We start from the raw sequence: 17022 nt of genomic DNA, 5'->3' as shown, positions 1-17022 counted from the left end.
TGGGACTTTGAATTTCTGACCCTCAAGGATTTGCCATGAACACCACCCCTTCCGGACTGCAATACATCGACCACGTGGAGGGCGAAGGTGAGACCGCAACGGCGGGCCAGCACGTGACCGTGCACTACACCGGCTGGCTGTATGAAAACGGCGAACAAGGCGCCAAGTTCGACTCCAGCCGTGACCGCAATGACCCGTTTGACTTCCCCCTCGGTGGCGGCATGGTCATCAAAGGCTGGGACGAAGGCGTGCAAGGCATGAAGATCGGCGGCCAACGCACCCTGATCATCCCGCCAGGCCTGGGCTACGGCGCGCGCGGCGCGGGCGGTGTCATCCCACCCAACGCGACCCTCAAATTCGACGTCGAGCTGCTGGGTCTGGAATAAACCTTCCAGAGCCCATCAGAGCTGGCAGTCCCTGAACTGCCAGCCCAGGCCAGCCTGCGCCCCCCTTTTTTGGAACCCCCTCTTGAAATCGGGCGGGGCGCCCCCAGCTTTGCCGCATCTCACAAAAACTCAGAGTTTTCCAAGCATGTCAGACCCTACCCCACACCCTGCAGAGCCTGTCAACGAGGCCGCAACACAACCCCCTCTGGCTCAGCCCGACGCGCCCACGCAGGCACCTGCGGCACCGCTGGACCCTTTGGCCGCAGCGCAGGCGGAAATTGCCATCCTGCAAGCCAAGGCCGCTGAACTGCAAGACCAGTACGTGCGTGGCCAGGCCGAAGTGCAAAACGCCCGCCGCCGTGCCGACGACGAGGTGTCCAAAGCCCGCAAGTTTGCGCTGGAGAGCTTTGCCGACAGCCTGCTGCCCGTGGTGGACAGCTTGGAAGCTGGCTTGGCCGTGAAAACCGCCACGCCTGAGCAAATTCGCGAGGGTGCCGAAGCCACTTTGCGCCAACTCACCAGCGCCTTGGAGCGCAACAAGGTGATTGCCATCCACCCTGCAGCCGGTGCCAAGTTTGACCCCGCCCAGCACCAAGCCATCAGCGTGGTGCCGGCCGATCAAGAAGCCAACACCATCGTGGCCGTGCTGCAAAAAGGCTACCTGATCGCCGAGCGCGTGTTGCGTCCGGCCTTGGTCACGGTGACCGCACCGAAATAAACACTTGAAAACGGCAGGGTGATCCGCATCTACCGTTCATCTGAATTTTAAAAATCACTGGAGTAAGAACATGGGAAGAATCATCGGGATTGACTTGGGCACCACCAACTCGTGCGTGGCCATCATGGAAGGCAACACCACCAAGGTGATCGAGAACGCCGAGGGTGCCCGCACCACGCCGTCAATCATTGCGTACCAAGAAGACGGCGAGATCTTGGTGGGCGCCTCTGCCAAGCGCCAAGCCGTGACCAACCCACGCAACACGCTGTACGCTGTCAAGCGTTTGATCGGCCGCAAGTTTTCTGAAAAAGAAGTTCAAAAAGACATCGACTTGATGCCCTACACCATCAGCAAAGCCGACAACGGCGACGCTTGGGTGGAAGTGCGCGGCAACAAGTTGGCCCCCCCGCAAATCAGCGCTGAAATTCTGCGCAAGATGAAGAAAACCGCCGAAGACTACCTCGGCGAAGAAGTGACCGAAGCCGTCATCACCGTGCCCGCTTACTTCAACGACGCACAACGCCAAGCCACCAAAGACGCAGGCCGCATCGCGGGCTTGGACGTCAAGCGCATCATCAACGAACCCACCGCTGCGGCCTTGGCTTTCGGTTTGGACAAAACCGAAAAAGGCGACCGCAAGATTGCCGTGTACGACCTGGGTGGCGGCACGTTTGACGTGTCGATCATCGAGATCGCCGACGTGGACGGCGAAAAACAATTCGAAGTGCTCTCCACCAACGGCGACACCTTCTTGGGTGGCGAAGACTTTGACCAACGCATCATCGACTTCATCATCACCGAGTTCAAAAAGGAATCCGGTGTCGACCTGGCCAAAGACGTGCTGGCCTTGCAGCGCCTCAAAGAAGCCGCTGAAAAAGCCAAGATCGAGCTGTCCAGCTCAGCCTCGACCGACATCAACTTGCCTTACATCACCGCCGATGCCTCAGGCCCCAAGCACCTGAACATCAAGCTCAACCGCGCCAAGTTGGAACAGCTGGTGGACGAGCTGATCGAGCGCACCATCGCCCCTTGCCGCATGGCCATCAAAGATGCCGGCGTGTCCGTGGGCGACATCGACGACGTGATCTTGGTCGGCGGCATGAGCCGCATGCCCAAGGTGCAAGACAAGGTCAAAGAGTTCTTCGGCAAAGAGCCACGCCGTGACGTCAACCCTGACGAAGCCGTGGCCGTGGGCGCCGCCATTCAAGGCCAGGTGTTGTCGGGCGACCGCACCGACGTGTTGTTGTTGGACGTGACGCCTTTGTCTTTGGGCATCGAAACCCTGGGCGGCGTGATGACCAAAATGATCACCAAGAACACCACCATCCCGACCAAGTTTGCACAAACCTTCTCGACCGCCGACGACAACCAGCCTGCGGTGACCATCAAGGTCTACCAAGGCGAGCGCGAGATGGCCAGTGGCAACAAGTCCCTGGGCGAGTTCAACCTCGAAGGCATTGCACCCGCAGCGCGTGGCACACCCCAAATTGAGGTGTCATTTGACATTGACGCCAACGGCATCTTGCACGTCGGCGCCAAAGACAAAGCCACTGGCAAAGAAAACAAGATCACCATCAAGGCCAACTCCGGTTTGTCTGAAGCTGAAATCCAGCAGATGGTGAAAGACGCTGAGCTGAACGCCGCCGAAGACAAGAAGAAACTTGAAATCGTGCAGTCGCGCAACCAGGCCGATGCCGCAGTGCACAGCGTCAAGAAGAGCTTGGCCGAGCATGGCGACAAGCTCGACGCTGGCGAAAAAGAAAAGATCGAAGCCGCAGCCAAAGAGGTGGAAGAAGCTTTGAAAGGCGAAGACAAGGCCGAGATCGACGCCAAGACCGAAGCGCTCATGAGCGCCGCCCAAAAGCTGGGTGAAAAAGTCTACGCTGACATGCAAGCCGACCAGGCCGCAGCTGGCGCCGCCGCAGGCGGCGCTGAGCCCGCCAAACCAGCCGACGACAATGTGGTCGACGCTGAAGTGAAAGAAGTGAAAAAGGGCTAAGCCCTCGCTCTTTCTTTGAGACGAATTTCGCCGCGTTTCACCTGCCAAGGTGGACACGCGGCGAAGTCGTTAGATACAGCCCCTTACCTCACAGCGCTGCACCATGTCCAAACGCGATTTTTACGAAGTTCTCGGCGTCCCTAAAAACGCCAGCGAAGACGAGATCAAAAAGGCTTATCGCAAACTGGCGATGAAGTACCACCCTGACCGCAACCAGGGTGACAAAGCCAAAGAGGCCGAAGCCCAATTCAAAGAGGTCAAAGAGGCCTACGAGATGATGTCGGACCCGCAAAAGCGCGCCGCCTACGACCAACACGGCCACGCTGGGGTGGACCCCAACATGCGCGGCGGCCCCGGTGGCGCTGACTTTGGTGGCGGCTTCGGCGAGGCCTTTGGCGATATTTTTGGCGACATCTTTGGCCAAGCCCGTCGCGGCGCAGGAGGCCGTCAGGTCTACCGAGGCAACGACTTGAGCTACGCGCTGGAGATCACGCTGGAAGAAGCCGCCAACGGCAAAGACGCGCAACTGAAAATACCCAGCTGGGACGAGTGCGACACCTGCCACGGCACAGGCGCCAAACCGGGCACCTCGCCCAAAACTTGTAGCACCTGCCATGGCAGCGGCCAGGTGCAAATGCGCCAAGGTTTCTTCAGCGTTCAGCAAACCTGCCCGCATTGCCGTGGCACCGGCAAGATCATTCCCGACCCCTGCACCAGCTGCCACGGGCAAGGCAAGATCAAGCGCCAGAAAACCCTCGAAGTCAAAATTCCAGCTGGCATTGACGACGGCATGCGCATCCGCAGCACTGGCAACGGCGAGCCCGGCACCAATGGCGGCCCGGCAGGCGACTTGTTCATTGAAATCCGCATCAAGAAACACGACATCTTTGAGCGCGACGGCGATGACCTGCACTGCTCGGTGCCCATCAGTTTCACCACCGCTGCTTTGGGTGGCGAAATCAGTGTGCCCACCTTGGCTGGCGAAGCCGCGATTGACATCCCTGAAGGCACCCAAAACGACAAGCAGTTCCGTTTGCGTGGCAAAGGCCTCAAAGGTTTGCGCTCCAGCTTCCCCGGTGACCTGTACTGCCACATCACCGTTGAAACACCGGTCAAGCTCACCGAACACCAACGCAAGCTGCTCAAAGAGCTGGACGAGTCGCTGAAAAAAGGCGGCAACAAACACTCGCCCGCCGAAGGCGGCTGGGCCGACAAGCTCAAGCGTTTTTTCAACTGAGGACAGCGCTTCGCCGCCGTCCTCAGACGTGAGGCGTCGCCACACATTCGGGTGATACTTCAGGCATGAGCGTCACCATCACTTTTTTGGGCGGAACCGGCACTGTGACCGGTTCTAAGTACTTGGTCGAGCATGCCGGCCAACGCCTGTTGGTCGATTGCGGTTTATTCCAAGGCTACAAACAACTGCGCTTGCGCAATTGGTCGCCCCTGCCCGTAGCGCCTCTCGATGTGCAAGCGGTCATCCTCACCCATGCCCACTTGGACCACAGCGGCTATTTGCCCCTGCTGGTACGCCAAGGTTTCAGGGGGCGGGTACATGCCACGCCAGCCACGTGTGATTTGTGTGCCATCTTGTTGCCCGACAGTGGTCACATCCAAGAAGAAGACGCGGCCTTTTTGAACCGCCACGGCATGTCCAAACACAGCCCCGCACTGCCGCTTTACAGCAAGCACGATGCCATGCTGAGTTTGGACCTGCTGCATGCAGAGAACTTGGGGCACAGCTTTTCGCCCATCCCGGGATGGAAGGCCACCTTCTCCTCAGCCGGACACATTTTGGGTGCGGCCAGTGTGTTGCTTGAAGTGGCGGGGCGTCGCATTCTGTTCAGCGGTGATGTGGGACGCCCAGACGATTTGCTGATGAACCCTCCCGATGCGCCGCCCCATGCGGACACGGTGTTGATCGAATCAACCTACGGCAACCGAGAACACCCGCACGAGAACCTGTTGGCAGAGCTGGGCACGGCGTTGAGCAAGGTGTCTGCCCGAGGCGGCGTGGCGGTGGTCCCGGTGTTTGCGGTGGGTCGCGCACAGGCTTTGTTGTACGCCATTGCCCTGCTCAAACAGCGCGGCGATATTCCCCACCACTTGCCCATCTTTTTGGACAGCCCCATGGCGGTTCACACCACCGAGTTGATGCACCGCCACCCGCTGGCGCATCGACTCGACGCGCCAGCGCTCAAGCTCATGAAGCATGTAGCCACCATGGTGGAGACACCCGAGCAATCCAAAGCCTTGGCCAAACGCCATGGCCCCATGGTGATCTTGTCTGCCAGCGGCATGGCCACCGGCGGGCGGGTGTTGCACCACTTGGCCCATTACCTGCCAGACCCACGCAACATGGTGGTGCTCACAGGCTACCAAGCCCCCGGCACGCGCGGTGCGACCCTGGCCCATGGCGGCGCCACGCTGCGCATCCACGGCCAAGAGGTTCAGGTGCAAGCCGAGGTGGTTCAACTCCAATCGTCCTCAGCCCATGCCGATGCCAGCCAGTTGGTCGACTGGCTGCGCCACATGAAGAAGCCCCCTGACCAGGTGTACGTGGTACACGGAGAACCCGAGGCGGCTGATGCCTTGCGACAGCAAATTGAACGTGGCCTGAACTGGCGCGCCTTGGTGCCCGAATTGGGCAGCACCTGGCCAACCTGAGCCCACACGTCACCGCCATGACCTCTGACAGCCCCCCATGCGACGCTTGTTTTTAGACACCCCACCGCGCAGGTCGCCGTCCTCCACCCAAGTGGTGTTGCTTTCTAGCGTGTGGCTGGCGGTGTTCGGCAATCTCGCTCTGTGGCACAGCTTGATGCAGCTGCCAGACCTTTCGGGCTGGCGCAGTGGGGTCTTTGGTGCCGCCCTGGCGCTCATCATTGCCAGCGTGCTGACGGTGGTGTTGTCGCTCGTGGCTTGGCGATGGACTTTGAAACCCGCCATCACTGTTTTGCTGTTGTGCGCTGGCTTTGCCACCCACTTCATGTGGAGCTATGCCATCGTGGTCGACACCCCCATGCTGGTCAACATGCTGCACACCGACAGCCGGGAAGCGCTGGAGCAACTCAGCCCACGGCTGGTTTTGACCGTGGCTGGGGTCGCCGCTTGGCCTTTGTGGTGGGTGTGGCAATCATCTTGGCAGCCCTTGCCCTGGAACCAACAACTTTTGCGCAACTTAGAGCGCTGCCTGGTGGCTTTGCTGGTCTTACTCGGCACGACGTTTGCGGTGTTCCCAGACCTGGCCTCGGTGATGCGCAACCACCCCGAGCTTCGCTACAAGATCAACCCGCTCAACACGCTCTACGCTGTGTTGGATATGACGGTGATCCCCCCAGAGCAACGCAGCGGATCATTGCGCCCCTTGGGGGAAGATGCACACCGGGTGGCGCGCACGGACAGCAAAGCGGCACGCCCGCCCTTGTTGGTGTTGGTGTTGGGCGAAACTGCGCGCAGCAGCAACTTCTCGCTCAATGGCTATCCCCGACTGACCAACCCCTTGCTGTCCCTTGAAAACGTGGTCAGCTTCCGTCAAGTGACCGCCTGTGGCACCAGCACCGCAGAGTCCTTGCCTTGCATGTTGTCGCCGCTGGGTCGCGAGGCCTTCAACTCACGACACCACGAGTCAGAAAATCTGTTGGATGTGCTGCAACGCTCAGGCTATGCCGTGCTCTGGATGGACAACCAATCTGGCTGCAAAGGCCTGTGTGATCGCATCCCGCACGTCAACACCTCCGCCTTGAAGCTGGCCAGCGAGTGCGAGGCTGGCGAATGCCGCGACACGGTGATGTTGGCGCGCCTTGACACTGAATTGGCCAAGCTGCCACCCGAACCACGCACGCATGGCGTGGTGGTGGTCATGCACCAAATGGGCAGCCATGGACCGGCCTATCACAAAAGGACGCCAAAGGCATTCAAGACATTTCAGCCGGAGTGCCAAGAAAACGCACTTTCACCCTGCGATCGCCAACACCTGATCAATGCCTACGACAACACGATTGTGTTCACCGATTACTTTTTGTCGCAGCTCATCGGCTGGCTCAAAGCCCAAGAAAAAAACAACGCAACCGCCATGCTCTATGTGTCAGACCATGGCGAATCTTTGGGAGAAAACAACCTCTACCTGCACGGCCTGCCGTTTCGCGTGGCGCCAGAGGTGCAAAAGCAAGTGGCCATGATCGGTTGGCTGTCGCCCAGCTTTGAACGCTGGAGCGGTGTGTCCACCGCGTGCCTGTCACAGCAACGCGATCGCCCACTCTCTCACGACCATTTGTTCCACTCGGTGTTGGGCGTCATGTCCGTTCAGACCCGCGAGTACCTGGCTGAACGCGACTTGTTTGTCGCCTGCCAAGCGCACTGAAGATCACAAGAAGCGGTCGAGCAGCTTGCGGGTGTGGCGGTCGAGCGAGGGCAAGTCGCGAATCAAGAACTGCACGCCGTGCGCGTCGGCCACGATCAAGGTGGTGGGGCTCAAGCGGCGAATGTCCTCTTCGCCTTTGAGCACCAACTCTGCGGCCCCTCGGTTGGTTTGCACACGCCAAATGCTGGGTGTGGAAAAACTGTTCACGCCATCCAAGCGCGTGATCTCGGGCATGAACTCCCGCTCCTGCAAGGCCTGCTCGACCAGGGTGCGTTCGTGCTCAGGCACTTGCGCCACATCATCGATCCAGACCAACTCTTTGCCCTCAGGACTCAAGATGGAAATGCTGCGCTGCGGCTGGGCAATTGGGAAGGCCCGCACCACCACCACACCCAGATGTTGGCTGCCATCATCCAGGCGCAAGACGAGTTTGCCAAACGGGTCGAGGCTGAGTTGAAACGCGACGTTCATAGCATCTCCTCATCACGTGCACTGCCCAGCTTGACTTGCGCGGCTTCGGCATTCTTGGCTTGGGCCTCGTACAAGCGCCAGTAAGCCCCTTGACGTGCCATCAGGGTGTCGTGGTTGCCCTCTTCCACCATCACACCTTGCTCCATCACCACCAAGCGGTCGGCCTTGTTGAGGGTGGACAAGCGGTGCGCAATGGCAATGGTGGTGCGGCCTTGCACCAGGTTGTCCAAGGCTTTTTGAATTTCTTGTTCGGTCTCGGTGTCCACCGAGGCGGTGGCTTCGTCCAAGATCAAGATGCGCGGGTTGATCAACAAGGCTCGCGCGATGGAGATGCGCTGACGCTCGCCGCCCGACAGGCCTTGGCCGCGCTCGCCCACCAACGAGTCATACCCCTGTGGCAAGCGCAAGATGAACTCGTGCGCATGGGCGGCACGGGCTGCGTCCACGATCTCTTCACGCGTGGCGTCAGGCACACCGTAGGCAATGTTGTCGGCGATGGTGCCAAAGAACAAGAAGGGCTCTTGCAACACCAAGCCAATGTGGCTGCGGTAGTCCGACAAGGCAATGTTGCGGATGTCGATGCCGTCCACCTTGATGGCACCTTCGCTCAAGTCGTAAAAGCGGCAAATCAGGTTCACCAAGGTGCTCTTACCCGAGCCGCTTTGGCCGACCAAACCAATCATCTCGCCGGGGCGAATGCTGAGGTTCAGGTTGCGAATGACCGCGCGGTTGCCATAACGAAAGCCCGCGTCTTGGATGTCGATGCGCCCTTGCAGCGGCGTGGGCAGTTTTTGCGGCTGCATGGCTTCGGGCACGCTGGAGACGTGGTCCAAGATTTCAAAAATGCGCTTGGCGCCTGCCGCTGCTTTTTGGGTGTGCGAGACGATGCGGCTCATCGAATCGAGCCGTGTGTAAAAGCGCCCGATGTAGGCCAAGAAAGCGGTCAACACACCGACGGTGATTTGGTGGTGCGACACCAACCAAATGCCAAAGCCCCAGACGACCAACAACCCTACTTCGGTCATCAGCGTGACGGTGGGCGAGAACAGCGACCAGACAAAGTTGATGCGGTCGTTCACCGCCAAGTTGTGTTTGTTGGCGTCCCGAAAACGGTTGGCTTCGCGCTTTTCTTGCGCAAAAGCCTTGACCACGCGAATGCCCGGAATGGTGTCGGCCAACACGTTGGTCAACTCCGACCACACACGGTCGATTTTTTCAAACCCAGTGCGCAGCTTGTCACGCACGGTGTGGATCAGCCAGACGATGAAGGGCAAGGGCAGCAAGGTGGCAGCCGCCAAATGCGCGTCAATGCTGATCAAGATGGTGGCGGTCATCAAGATCATCAGCACGTCGGTGGCGAAGTCGAGCAGGTGCAGCGACAAGAACACGCAGATGCGGTCGGTCTCTGCGCCAATGCGGTTCATCAAGTCGCCGGTGCGGCGTCCGCCGAAATATTCCAATGACAAACGCATCAGGTGCTCGTAAGCGGTGGTGCGCAAATCGGCACCGATGCGCTCAGACACCAAGGCCAGGATGTAGGTCTTGGCCCAGCCCAAGCACCACGCCAGCATGGCCGCACCCAACAAGCCCCCCAGGTACAGCGTGACCAAATCGGTGTCGATGGGCTGGCCGTTTTGGAAAGGGATCAACACCTCGTCCATCAAGGGCATGGTCATGTAGGGCGGCACCAAGGTGGCCGCAGTGGATGCCAGCGTCAACAAAAAACCTGCCAACAGGCGCCACTGGTAGGGGCGGGCAAAACGCCACAAGCGAAACAGACCCCATGTAGAGAGGGGGGCATGCTCTTCGCGGCGACACACCGGGCACTCATCGCCGGCGTTTTCGAGCATCAGTTTGCACTGCGGGCAACGTGCATCGATTTGGGTTTGCAGACTGGCCCCGTGGGTGATCACCTCGACACGTGCTGCAAAGGTTTCTTGCAAACGCATGGCCGTGACATTTTGGGTCAAGGTGAAGCGCCAACTGGCCAAGCGTTGCGTGGCATTGAGCAAGCTCAAAGTGCCCACGCCCGCATGGTCGGTGTGCGTCATGACCAAGCCCTTGTCGATCGGCCAAGACTGCCATTGCAAGCCTGTTGGGGCCTGAACATGCGCCGACAACACCCGTTGGTCTGTCACAATCAACAGCTGTTTTGTGAAATGCAATTGGCCGTCTAAGTCAACCTCTAGCCACGCTAGAACGTTTTCATGGGGTGTCAGTTGCGCTGAAGCTGGATCTTTCCAGCCATCAGGCAAGACAACGTTGGCGTAAGCCGATAGAAAAGAATTCATTCTGGATAGTTTCCGTACCGATTCGGTGAACATTCACCGGCGTACGGTAAAAATAGAATCAGGAGACAAGACTTTGTTGCACCCGAGCACGTTGGCAATTCATTGTATCGCCGCCTCTTTGGCAAACACGGCCCGTCTTGTCCCCCCTACCCTGCGCTGAACACATGGCCTTCCAAGACATCCAAATTTTGCGCATGAACTATTTGCGCGGGCCCAACATCTGGACCTACCGCCCCATCATTGAAGCCCTGATCGATTTGGGCGAAATGGAGGACCATCCCTCCAACAAAATTGACGGCTTCAACGACCGACTCAACGCTTGGCTGCCTGGCTTGGTCGAGCACCACTGCGGCGTGGGCCACCGTGGTGGCTTTTTGACCCGTTTGGTCGGTGGCACTTGGATGGGTCACATCATGGAGCACGTCTCGATCGAGTTGCAGCTGCTCGCTGGCGCGCGTGCCGAGTTTGGCAAAGCCCGCGAGATCAGCAAGCGCGGCATCTACAAAGTGGTGTTTCGCACCGAGCACGAAGAGCTGGGTCGTCAAAGCTTTTTGGCTGCACGCGAAATCGTCATGGCCGCTGCCAACAACTTGCCCCACGACATGGCGGCCACCATCCAACGCCTCAAACAAATTGCCGACAAGCATTGCTTAGGACCCAGCACCGCGTGCATCGTGGACGCGGCGGTCGAGCGCAAGACGCCGTTCATTCGGCTGACTGAGGGCAATTTGGTGCAACTCGGCTATGGCGCACGTCAACGCCGCATTTGGACGGCCGAGACCGACCGCACCAGTGCCATCGCTGAAAGCATTTCGAGTGACAAAGACTTGACCAAGCGCTTGTTGACGCAATGCGGCATCCCCGTGCCCGAAGGTCAGCAGGTGGAAACTGCGGATGCAGCTTGGGCCGCGGCCCAAGACATTGGCTTGCCTGTGGTGGTCAAGCCACTGGACGGCAACCGGGGTTGGGGCGTGTCCTTGGACGTCAACACCGAGGTCGGTGTGCGCGCGGCATGGACCGCCGCCGAAAAAGAAGGCAGCAGTGTGCTGGTCGAGCGCTATGTGCGCGGCGACGAACACCGCGTCTTGGTGGTCGGTGACCGCGTGGTGGCGGCCACCCGTGGCGAGACAGCATGCGTCGTTGGCGACGGTGTCTCCACGGTGGAACAACTCATTGAATCCCAGGTCAACATCGACCCGCGCCGTGGTGAGTCTGAGGGCTTCCCTCTGGACACCATCCGTCTGGGCAGCCCGCGCGGCGAAATGTCTCTGCTGGAAATTCAACGCCAAGGCTTCGAACCTGACAGCGTGCCCGCGCCAGGCAAAAGCGTGGTGGTGCAGCGCAACGGCAACCTGAACATCGACGTGACCGACCAAGTCCACCCCGACGTCGCCGCCGTGGCCACCTTGGCAGCGCGCGTGATTGGGCTTGACATCGCGGGCATCGACATCGTCACCCAAGACATCACCCGCCCCCTGGAGCAAACGGGCGGCGCCATCATCGAAGTCAATGCCGGCCCTGGCTTGCTCATGCACATCAAACCCGCGAGCGGTCAACCTCGCCCTGTGGGCAAGGCCATCGTGGAGCATTTGTTTGGCCCCAACGAGTCGGGACGTATCCCCGTCGTGGGCGTTGTGGGCACGCACCAAACCACCCAGTTGTCGCAATTGGTGGCGTGGCTGTTGCACCTGTCGGGTAAACGCACCGGACTGGCCTGCCAAGATGGCCTGTACATGGACCAACACCACGTCGGCACCCAAGATGGCCGCAGCTTCGATGTGGCGGAGCGCTTGCTGATCAACCGTGCCTTGGATGCGGCCGTGTTTGAGACCTCCCCTTTGCACATCCTCAACGAAGGCCTGGCTTACGACCGCTGCCAAGTCGGCGTGGTGACCGACATGCCCGCCACCGATGACCTGCTGGTTCAACTCCACGACATTCAAACCCCAGATCAAATGCGCACGGTGGTTCGCACCCAGGTGGATTTGGTCTTGCCCACCGGTGCTGCCGTGCTCAATGCCGACGATGCCGCGGTGGCAGGCTTGGCCGAATTGAGCGATGGCGAAGTTATTTTTTACAGCAAAGACAACGACAACCCCATCTTGCTGGCGCATCGGCAACAAGGTGGCCGGGCGGTCTATTGCAAAGAAGGCCATGTGGCCTTGGCGCGTGGCGACCAAGAAACCTTGCTGTTCCACGTCGACCTTGAATTGATCGCGCGCTTGCTCAAAGACGGCTTGCACATTGCCACTTTGCTGGCCGCTGTGGCCACCGCTTGGTCGCTCGACATCGCGCCGCTGTTGATTCGCGCCGGGCTCAAAAATTATGGGCAAAAGCCCCACCAAGTTGCCAAAGACGTTGCAAGGATGAATGGCTGATGGAAGTTTCTCGTATCCGCGCGCTGCGCGGTCCCAACCTCTGGACCCGTCACACGGCGGTCGAAGCCATGGTGCGGTGTGACGACGATCAAATCGATCTGACTCAGCATCCCGATTTTGAAAAGCAATTGCGCCACCTGTTTCCCGGTGTGGGCAGCTTGCGCCCCACCGATCGCAAGGTCAAACTCAGCATGGCACATGCCCTGGAAGCGGCGACCTTGCATTTGCAAATCGAAGCCGGTTGCCCGGTGACGTTCAGCCGCACCACCGCCACCCCCGACCACGGTTTGTTTCAGGTTGTGGTGGAGTACACCCAAGAAGAAGTGGGCTGCTTGGCCATGAAGCTGGCCCGCGAGTTGTGCATGGCCGCCTTGCACAACACGGCCTTCGATGTGGATGCCGCCATCGATCAACTGCACGGCTTGGACGAAGACATTCGACTTGGGCCGTCAACCGGCTCGATCGTGGACGCAGCGCTGGTGCGCGGCATTCCCTACCGCCGACTGACCGAAGGCAGCTTGGTGCAACTGGGCTGGGGCAGCAAACAACGTCGCTTCCAAGCCGCCGAGATTGACGCCACCAGCGCGATTGCAGAATCGATTGCGCAAGACAAAGAGCTGACCAAGCGACTCTTGCACGCAGCCGGCGTGCCCGTGCCTTTGGGCCGCCCTGTCAAAAATGCCGAGGACGCATGGGCTGCAGCCCAAGAAATTGGCTTGCCCGTGGTGGTCAAACCGCGCGACGGCAACCAAGGCAAAGGCGTGGCCGTGAACATCACCACGCGCGAAGGCGTGATGGAGGCCTTCACCACCGCAGCATCCTTCCGCGAAGAAGTCCTGGTTGAGCGCTTCTTGCCCGGCAGCGATTACCGCTTGCTGGTGGTCGGCAACAAATTGGTGGCCGCAGCACGCCGTGAGCCCCCGCTGGTGGTGGGCAATGGCAAAAACACCGTGCGCGAATTGGTCGACATCGTCAACGCAGACCCGCGTCGTGGCGAGGGCCACGCCACCTCACTGACCAAAATTCGCTTTGACGACATCGCCTTGGCGCGCATGAAGGAACAAGGTTTCGACGCCGACTCGGTGCCCGCCAAAGGCGCACGCGTGATTTTGCGCAACAACGCCAACCTGTCCACCGGCGGCACCGCCACCGATGTGACCGACGATGTGCACCCCGAAGTCGCCCTGCGTGCGGTGGCCGCAGCCCAAATGGTGGGCTTGGACATTTGCGGTGTGGACGTGGTGTGCGAATCGGTGTTGCGCCCGCTGGAAGAACAAAGCGGTGGCGTGGTCGAAGTCAATGCCGCACCTGGCCTGCGCATGCACCTGAACCCCTCGTTTGGCAAAGGCCGCGACGTGGGCGAAGCCGTCATCTCGACCATGTTTCCCGATGGGGACGATGGCCGCATTCCCGTGATTGCCGTCACCGGCACCAACGGCAAAACCACCACCGTGCGCCTGACCTCGCATCTGCTGCGCGCACACGGTTTGCGTGTGGGCATGACCAACACCGACGGCGTGTACGTGAATGGCCGCCAAACCGACAGCGGTGACTGCAGCGGCCCGCGCAGCGCACGCAATGTGCTCATGCACCCCGACGTCGACGCGGCCGTGCTGGAGACCGCACGGGGCGGCATGCTGCGCGAAGGCTTGGCCTTTGACCGCTGCCAAGTGGCCGTGGTGACCAACATTGGCATGGGCGACCACCTGGGGCTGAACTACATCTCCACCGTGGAAGACCTCGCAGTCTTGAAGCGCGTGATCGTGCAAAACGTCTCGCCTTCGGGCGTGGCCGTGCTCAACGCGACCGACCCCATCGTGGCCGCCATGGCGGGCAACTGCCCAGGACAGGTAACCTTCTTTGGCCTGGACTCGCACCACCCGGTCATCGCCACCCACCGCGCCCAAGGCAAGCGCGTGCTGTTTGTGGAAGACGACCAGATTGTGTGCATGCAAGGCAACCACTCGGTGCGCATCCCGTTGTCAGAAATACCGGTCACCCGAAGCGGCGCGATTGGTTTCCAAATCGAAAACGCCATGGCCTCCATCGCAGCGGCCTGGGCCGTGGGTGTGCCGTGGCAAACCATCTGTACCGGTCTGGCTACCTTCATCAGCGACAGCCAGGCGGTGCCAGGGCGCTTCAACGTGTTTGACTACAAAGGCGCCACCGTGATTGCCGACTACGGCCACAACCCAGACGCCATCAAGGCCTTGGTGCAGGCCGTGACCAACCTGCCCGCCCAGCGCCGCAGCGTGGTGATCAGCGGCGCGGGGGACCGCCGCGACGAAGACATTCGCGAGCAAACCCGCATCATTGGTGAGGTGTTTGACGACGTGGTGCTGTACCAAGACGCGTGTCAGCGTGGCCGCATCGACGGCGAGGTGTTGGGCTTGCTGCGTCAAGGCCTGGAAGGTGCCAAGCGCACGACCACCATTGACGAGATTCACGGCGAGTTCTTGGCAATTGACCGGGCGATGGAGCGCTTGAACAAAGGCGATTTGTGCTTGATCTTGATTGACCAAGTGGAAGAGGCCTTGGCGCACATCACGCAACGGGTGAACGCGGCTTCGCTTTGATTCCTCTTTTTTGTGGCGCCGTGTTTGCTTCTTTTTATGTGAGGAGCGAGCGGCTGGGGGCAACACATGGCTCCTCGCTTCGCTCTTGATGTCGCCACATGTTGCCCCCAGCCACGCGCTCTTCGCAGGCCACCAAAGCAAAGCCAACCTACCCTCGTAGCCAAGGCGAGCAGTCAGTGCCCGATGCGGTGACATCAAGAGCGCAGCGAGGAGCCGCAGCGGGTACTGGCTGATCGCCTTGGCGAAGCGCGATAACTAAAAGCGCGCTACAAAACCAAACGAAGCGCCAAAAATCAGAACAACGCCTTGTACTGATCCCGCAACAAATTCTTTTGCACCTTGCCCATGGTGTTGCGCGGCAAGGCATCCACCACAAAACACTTCTTCGGAATTTTGAAATTCGCCAACTGCGACTTCAAGCCCGCGATCACCGCATCGGCAGACACCTTCGCGCCGGGCTTGGCAATCACCACCGCCACACCCACTTCGCCAAAGTCGGGGTGTGGCACGCCCACCAAGGCGCTCTCAGCCACGCCCGGCATGTCGTTGATGTAGCCCTCAATCTCTGCCGGGTACACGTTGTAGCCGCCGCTGATGATCAGGTCTTTGCTGCGGCCCACGATCACCACGTAGCCACGCTCGTCCACATTGCCCACGTCACCCGTTTTGAAATACCCGTCGGCCGTGAACTCTTCTTTGGTTTTTTCAGGCATGCGCCAGTAGCCCGCAAACACATTGGGGCCTTTGACCTGGATGCCCCCAATCTCGCCCACGGGCAAGTTGTGGCCTTGGTCGTCTTGCACCCGCAAGCTCACGCCCGGCAAGGGGAATCCCACGGTGCCACCACGGCGTTCGGTTTGACCGGGGTAACGCGCATCGGCTTGGTATGGGTTGGAGGTCAGCATGGCGGTTTCGCTCATGCCATAGCGCTCCAAAATCGTATGGCCCGTGCGTTGCTGCCACTCATGGAAAGTCTCAATCAACAAAGGGGCAGAGCCTGCAATGAACAAGCGCATGTGAGCGGCTTGAGCCTGGGTGAGCGAGGGCTCGGCCAACATGCGCACATACAGCGTGGGCACGCCCATGAACACGGTGGCTTCGGGCATCTTGGCGATCACCAGCTTGGGATCGAACTTGGACATCCAAAACATCTTGCTGCCGTTCAGCAGCGCGCCGTGGATGGCCACAAACAAACCGTGCACATGGAAGATTGGCAAGGCGTGAATCAACACGTCGCCTTTTTTCCAACCCCAATAGGTCTTGAGGGTCTTGGCGTTGCTCAGCAGGTTGTGGTGCGACAGCATGGCGCCTTTGCTGCGTCCGGTGGTGCCGCTGGTGTACAAAATAGCGGCCAAGTCGTCGGCTTTGTTTTGCACCACGGTGTGTTGGTCTGAGCAATGCGCGGCTCGCTCCAGCAAGGTGCCGGTGCGGTCGTCGTTCAAGGTGAACACGTGGGCCGTGCCGGCTTTGAAAGCGATCTTGCTGATCCAGCCAAAGTTGGACCCACTGCACACCACCACCGAGGGCTCTGCGTTGCCCACAAAGTATTCGACCTCCGCGCTTTGGTAGGCCGTGTTGAGTGGCAAAAACACCAGGCCAGCGCGCAAAGTGGCCAAGTACAGCATCATGGCCTCGACCGACTTTTCGACCTGCACCGCCACGCGAGCGCCGCGAGGCAAGTTCAGGGAAGTCAACAAGTTGGCGATCATGGCGCTGGCACGGTCTAGGTCGCGCCAGCTGTAACACAGCCCATCTTCCGTTTCGACGGCGGTGGCGTTCAGGTCAGAGGGAAATGCGGCGCGCAAGGCTGCGAACAGGTTGTGGTTCATCACGTGTTCCG

The 17022-nt window shown here is 59.9% G+C and carries 11 protein-coding genes; 8 read left to right on the top strand and 3 right to left on the bottom strand.

The genetic code is table 11. The features are described from left to right. The first annotated feature begins 35 nt into the window (after positions 1-35). From ACKWJN_RS10150 to ACKWJN_RS10125, 6 genes are all read left to right on the top strand, one after another. Positions 36-386: an FKBP-type peptidyl-prolyl cis-trans isomerase gene (locus ACKWJN_RS10150; RefSeq protein ID WP_408596556.1), complete on the top strand. Its 351-nt coding sequence runs from the start codon at positions 36-38 to the stop codon at positions 384-386. Positions 387-531: 145 nt separating this feature from the next. Continuing rightward, the gene (gene grpE / locus ACKWJN_RS10145) at positions 532-1104 is read left to right on the top strand and encodes a nucleotide exchange factor GrpE (protein WP_408596554.1); all 573 of its coding nucleotides are present in this window, start codon (positions 532-534) and stop codon (positions 1102-1104) included. A 70-nt stretch (positions 1105-1174) separates the two neighbouring features. Continuing rightward, positions 1175-3103 (top strand): molecular chaperone DnaK, encoded by a 1929-nt coding sequence (gene dnaK / locus ACKWJN_RS10140; RefSeq protein ID WP_408596552.1) that lies wholly within the window; start codon positions 1175-1177, stop codon positions 3101-3103. Between the two features lie 103 nt (positions 3104-3206). Next, positions 3207-4340 carry a molecular chaperone DnaJ gene (gene dnaJ, locus ACKWJN_RS10135; protein WP_408596550.1) on the top strand — a complete coding sequence of 378 codons (1134 nt, stop codon included), beginning with the start codon at positions 3207-3209 and terminating at the stop codon, positions 4338-4340. Positions 4341-4405: 65 nt separating this feature from the next. Continuing rightward, a complete protein-coding gene (locus ACKWJN_RS10130) occupies positions 4406-5770 on the top strand; it encodes an MBL fold metallo-hydrolase RNA specificity domain-containing protein (RefSeq protein ID WP_408596548.1) in 1365 nt (454 codons plus the stop codon). 37 nt (positions 5771-5807) lie between these two features. Beyond that, positions 5808-7466 (top strand): phosphoethanolamine transferase, encoded by a 1659-nt coding sequence (locus ACKWJN_RS10125; RefSeq protein WP_408596546.1) that lies wholly within the window; start codon positions 5808-5810, stop codon positions 7464-7466. Positions 7467-7469: 3 nt separating this feature from the next. On the opposite strand, the gene ACKWJN_RS10120 is transcribed toward ACKWJN_RS10125, so the two are convergent. Together ACKWJN_RS10120 and ACKWJN_RS10115 are read right to left on the bottom strand one after the other, a co-directional pair. After that, positions 7470-7937, bottom strand: a complete 468-nt coding sequence (locus tag ACKWJN_RS10120) for a DUF1854 domain-containing protein (protein ID WP_408596544.1) — start codon at positions 7935-7937, stop codon at positions 7470-7472. Next, positions 7934-10228 carry an ABC transporter ATP-binding protein gene (locus ACKWJN_RS10115; RefSeq protein WP_408596542.1) on the bottom strand — a complete coding sequence of 765 codons (2295 nt, stop codon included), beginning with the start codon at positions 10226-10228 and terminating at the stop codon, positions 7934-7936. Before ACKWJN_RS10115 ends, ACKWJN_RS10120 begins: the two co-directional genes overlap by 4 nt. A 164-nt stretch (positions 10229-10392) precedes the next feature. Between ACKWJN_RS10115 and cphA (ACKWJN_RS10110) the strand changes: the two genes are divergently transcribed. Further along, a complete protein-coding gene (cphA, locus tag ACKWJN_RS10110; protein WP_408596540.1) occupies positions 10393-12606 on the top strand; it encodes a cyanophycin synthetase in 2214 nt (737 codons plus the stop codon). After that, positions 12606-15182, top strand: coding sequence for a cyanophycin synthetase (gene cphA / locus ACKWJN_RS10105; RefSeq protein ID WP_408596538.1), 2577 nt, complete (start codon positions 12606-12608; stop codon positions 15180-15182). Before cphA (ACKWJN_RS10110) ends, cphA (ACKWJN_RS10105) begins: the two co-directional genes overlap by 1 nt. A gap of 293 nt (positions 15183-15475) precedes the next feature. Here the strand turns inward: cphA (ACKWJN_RS10105) and ACKWJN_RS10100 are convergent, their stop codons facing one another. Next, a complete protein-coding gene (locus ACKWJN_RS10100) occupies positions 15476-17014 on the bottom strand; it encodes a malonate--CoA ligase (RefSeq protein WP_408596536.1) in 1539 nt (512 codons plus the stop codon). Positions 17015-17022: the final 8 nt, after the last annotated feature.

The organism is Limnohabitans sp. (assembly GCF_046052825.1).
Classification (GTDB): domain Bacteria; phylum Pseudomonadota; class Gammaproteobacteria; order Burkholderiales; family Burkholderiaceae_C; genus Limnohabitans.
Note: the sequence above shows the minus strand (reverse complement) of the source record. Positions and strands in the feature narration are given on the sequence as shown.

Bases quoted from the DNA above. Each gene is read 5' to 3' on its own strand.
- ACKWJN_RS10150 (WP_408596556.1), top strand. From the start codon at position 36: ATGAACACCACCCCTTCCGGACTGCAATACATCGACCACGTGGAGGGC.
- grpE (WP_408596554.1), top strand. From the start codon at position 532: ATGTCAGACCCTACCCCACACCCTGCAGAGCCTGTCAACGAGGCCGCA.
- dnaK (WP_408596552.1), top strand. From the start codon at position 1,175: ATGGGAAGAATCATCGGGATTGACTTGGGCACCACCAACTCGTGCGTG.
- dnaJ (WP_408596550.1), top strand. From the start codon at position 3,207: ATGTCCAAACGCGATTTTTACGAAGTTCTCGGCGTCCCTAAAAACGCC.
- ACKWJN_RS10130 (WP_408596548.1), top strand. From the start codon at position 4,406: ATGAGCGTCACCATCACTTTTTTGGGCGGAACCGGCACTGTGACCGGT.
- ACKWJN_RS10125 (WP_408596546.1), top strand. From the start codon at position 5,808: ATGCGACGCTTGTTTTTAGACACCCCACCGCGCAGGTCGCCGTCCTCC.
- ACKWJN_RS10120 (WP_408596544.1), bottom strand. From the start codon at position 7,937: ATGAACGTCGCGTTTCAACTCAGCCTCGACCCGTTTGGCAAACTCGTC.
- ACKWJN_RS10115 (WP_408596542.1), bottom strand. From the start codon at position 10,228: ATGAATTCTTTTCTATCGGCTTACGCCAACGTTGTCTTGCCTGATGGC.
- cphA (WP_408596540.1), top strand. From the start codon at position 10,393: ATGGCCTTCCAAGACATCCAAATTTTGCGCATGAACTATTTGCGCGGG.
- cphA (WP_408596538.1), top strand. From the start codon at position 12,606: ATGGAAGTTTCTCGTATCCGCGCGCTGCGCGGTCCCAACCTCTGGACC.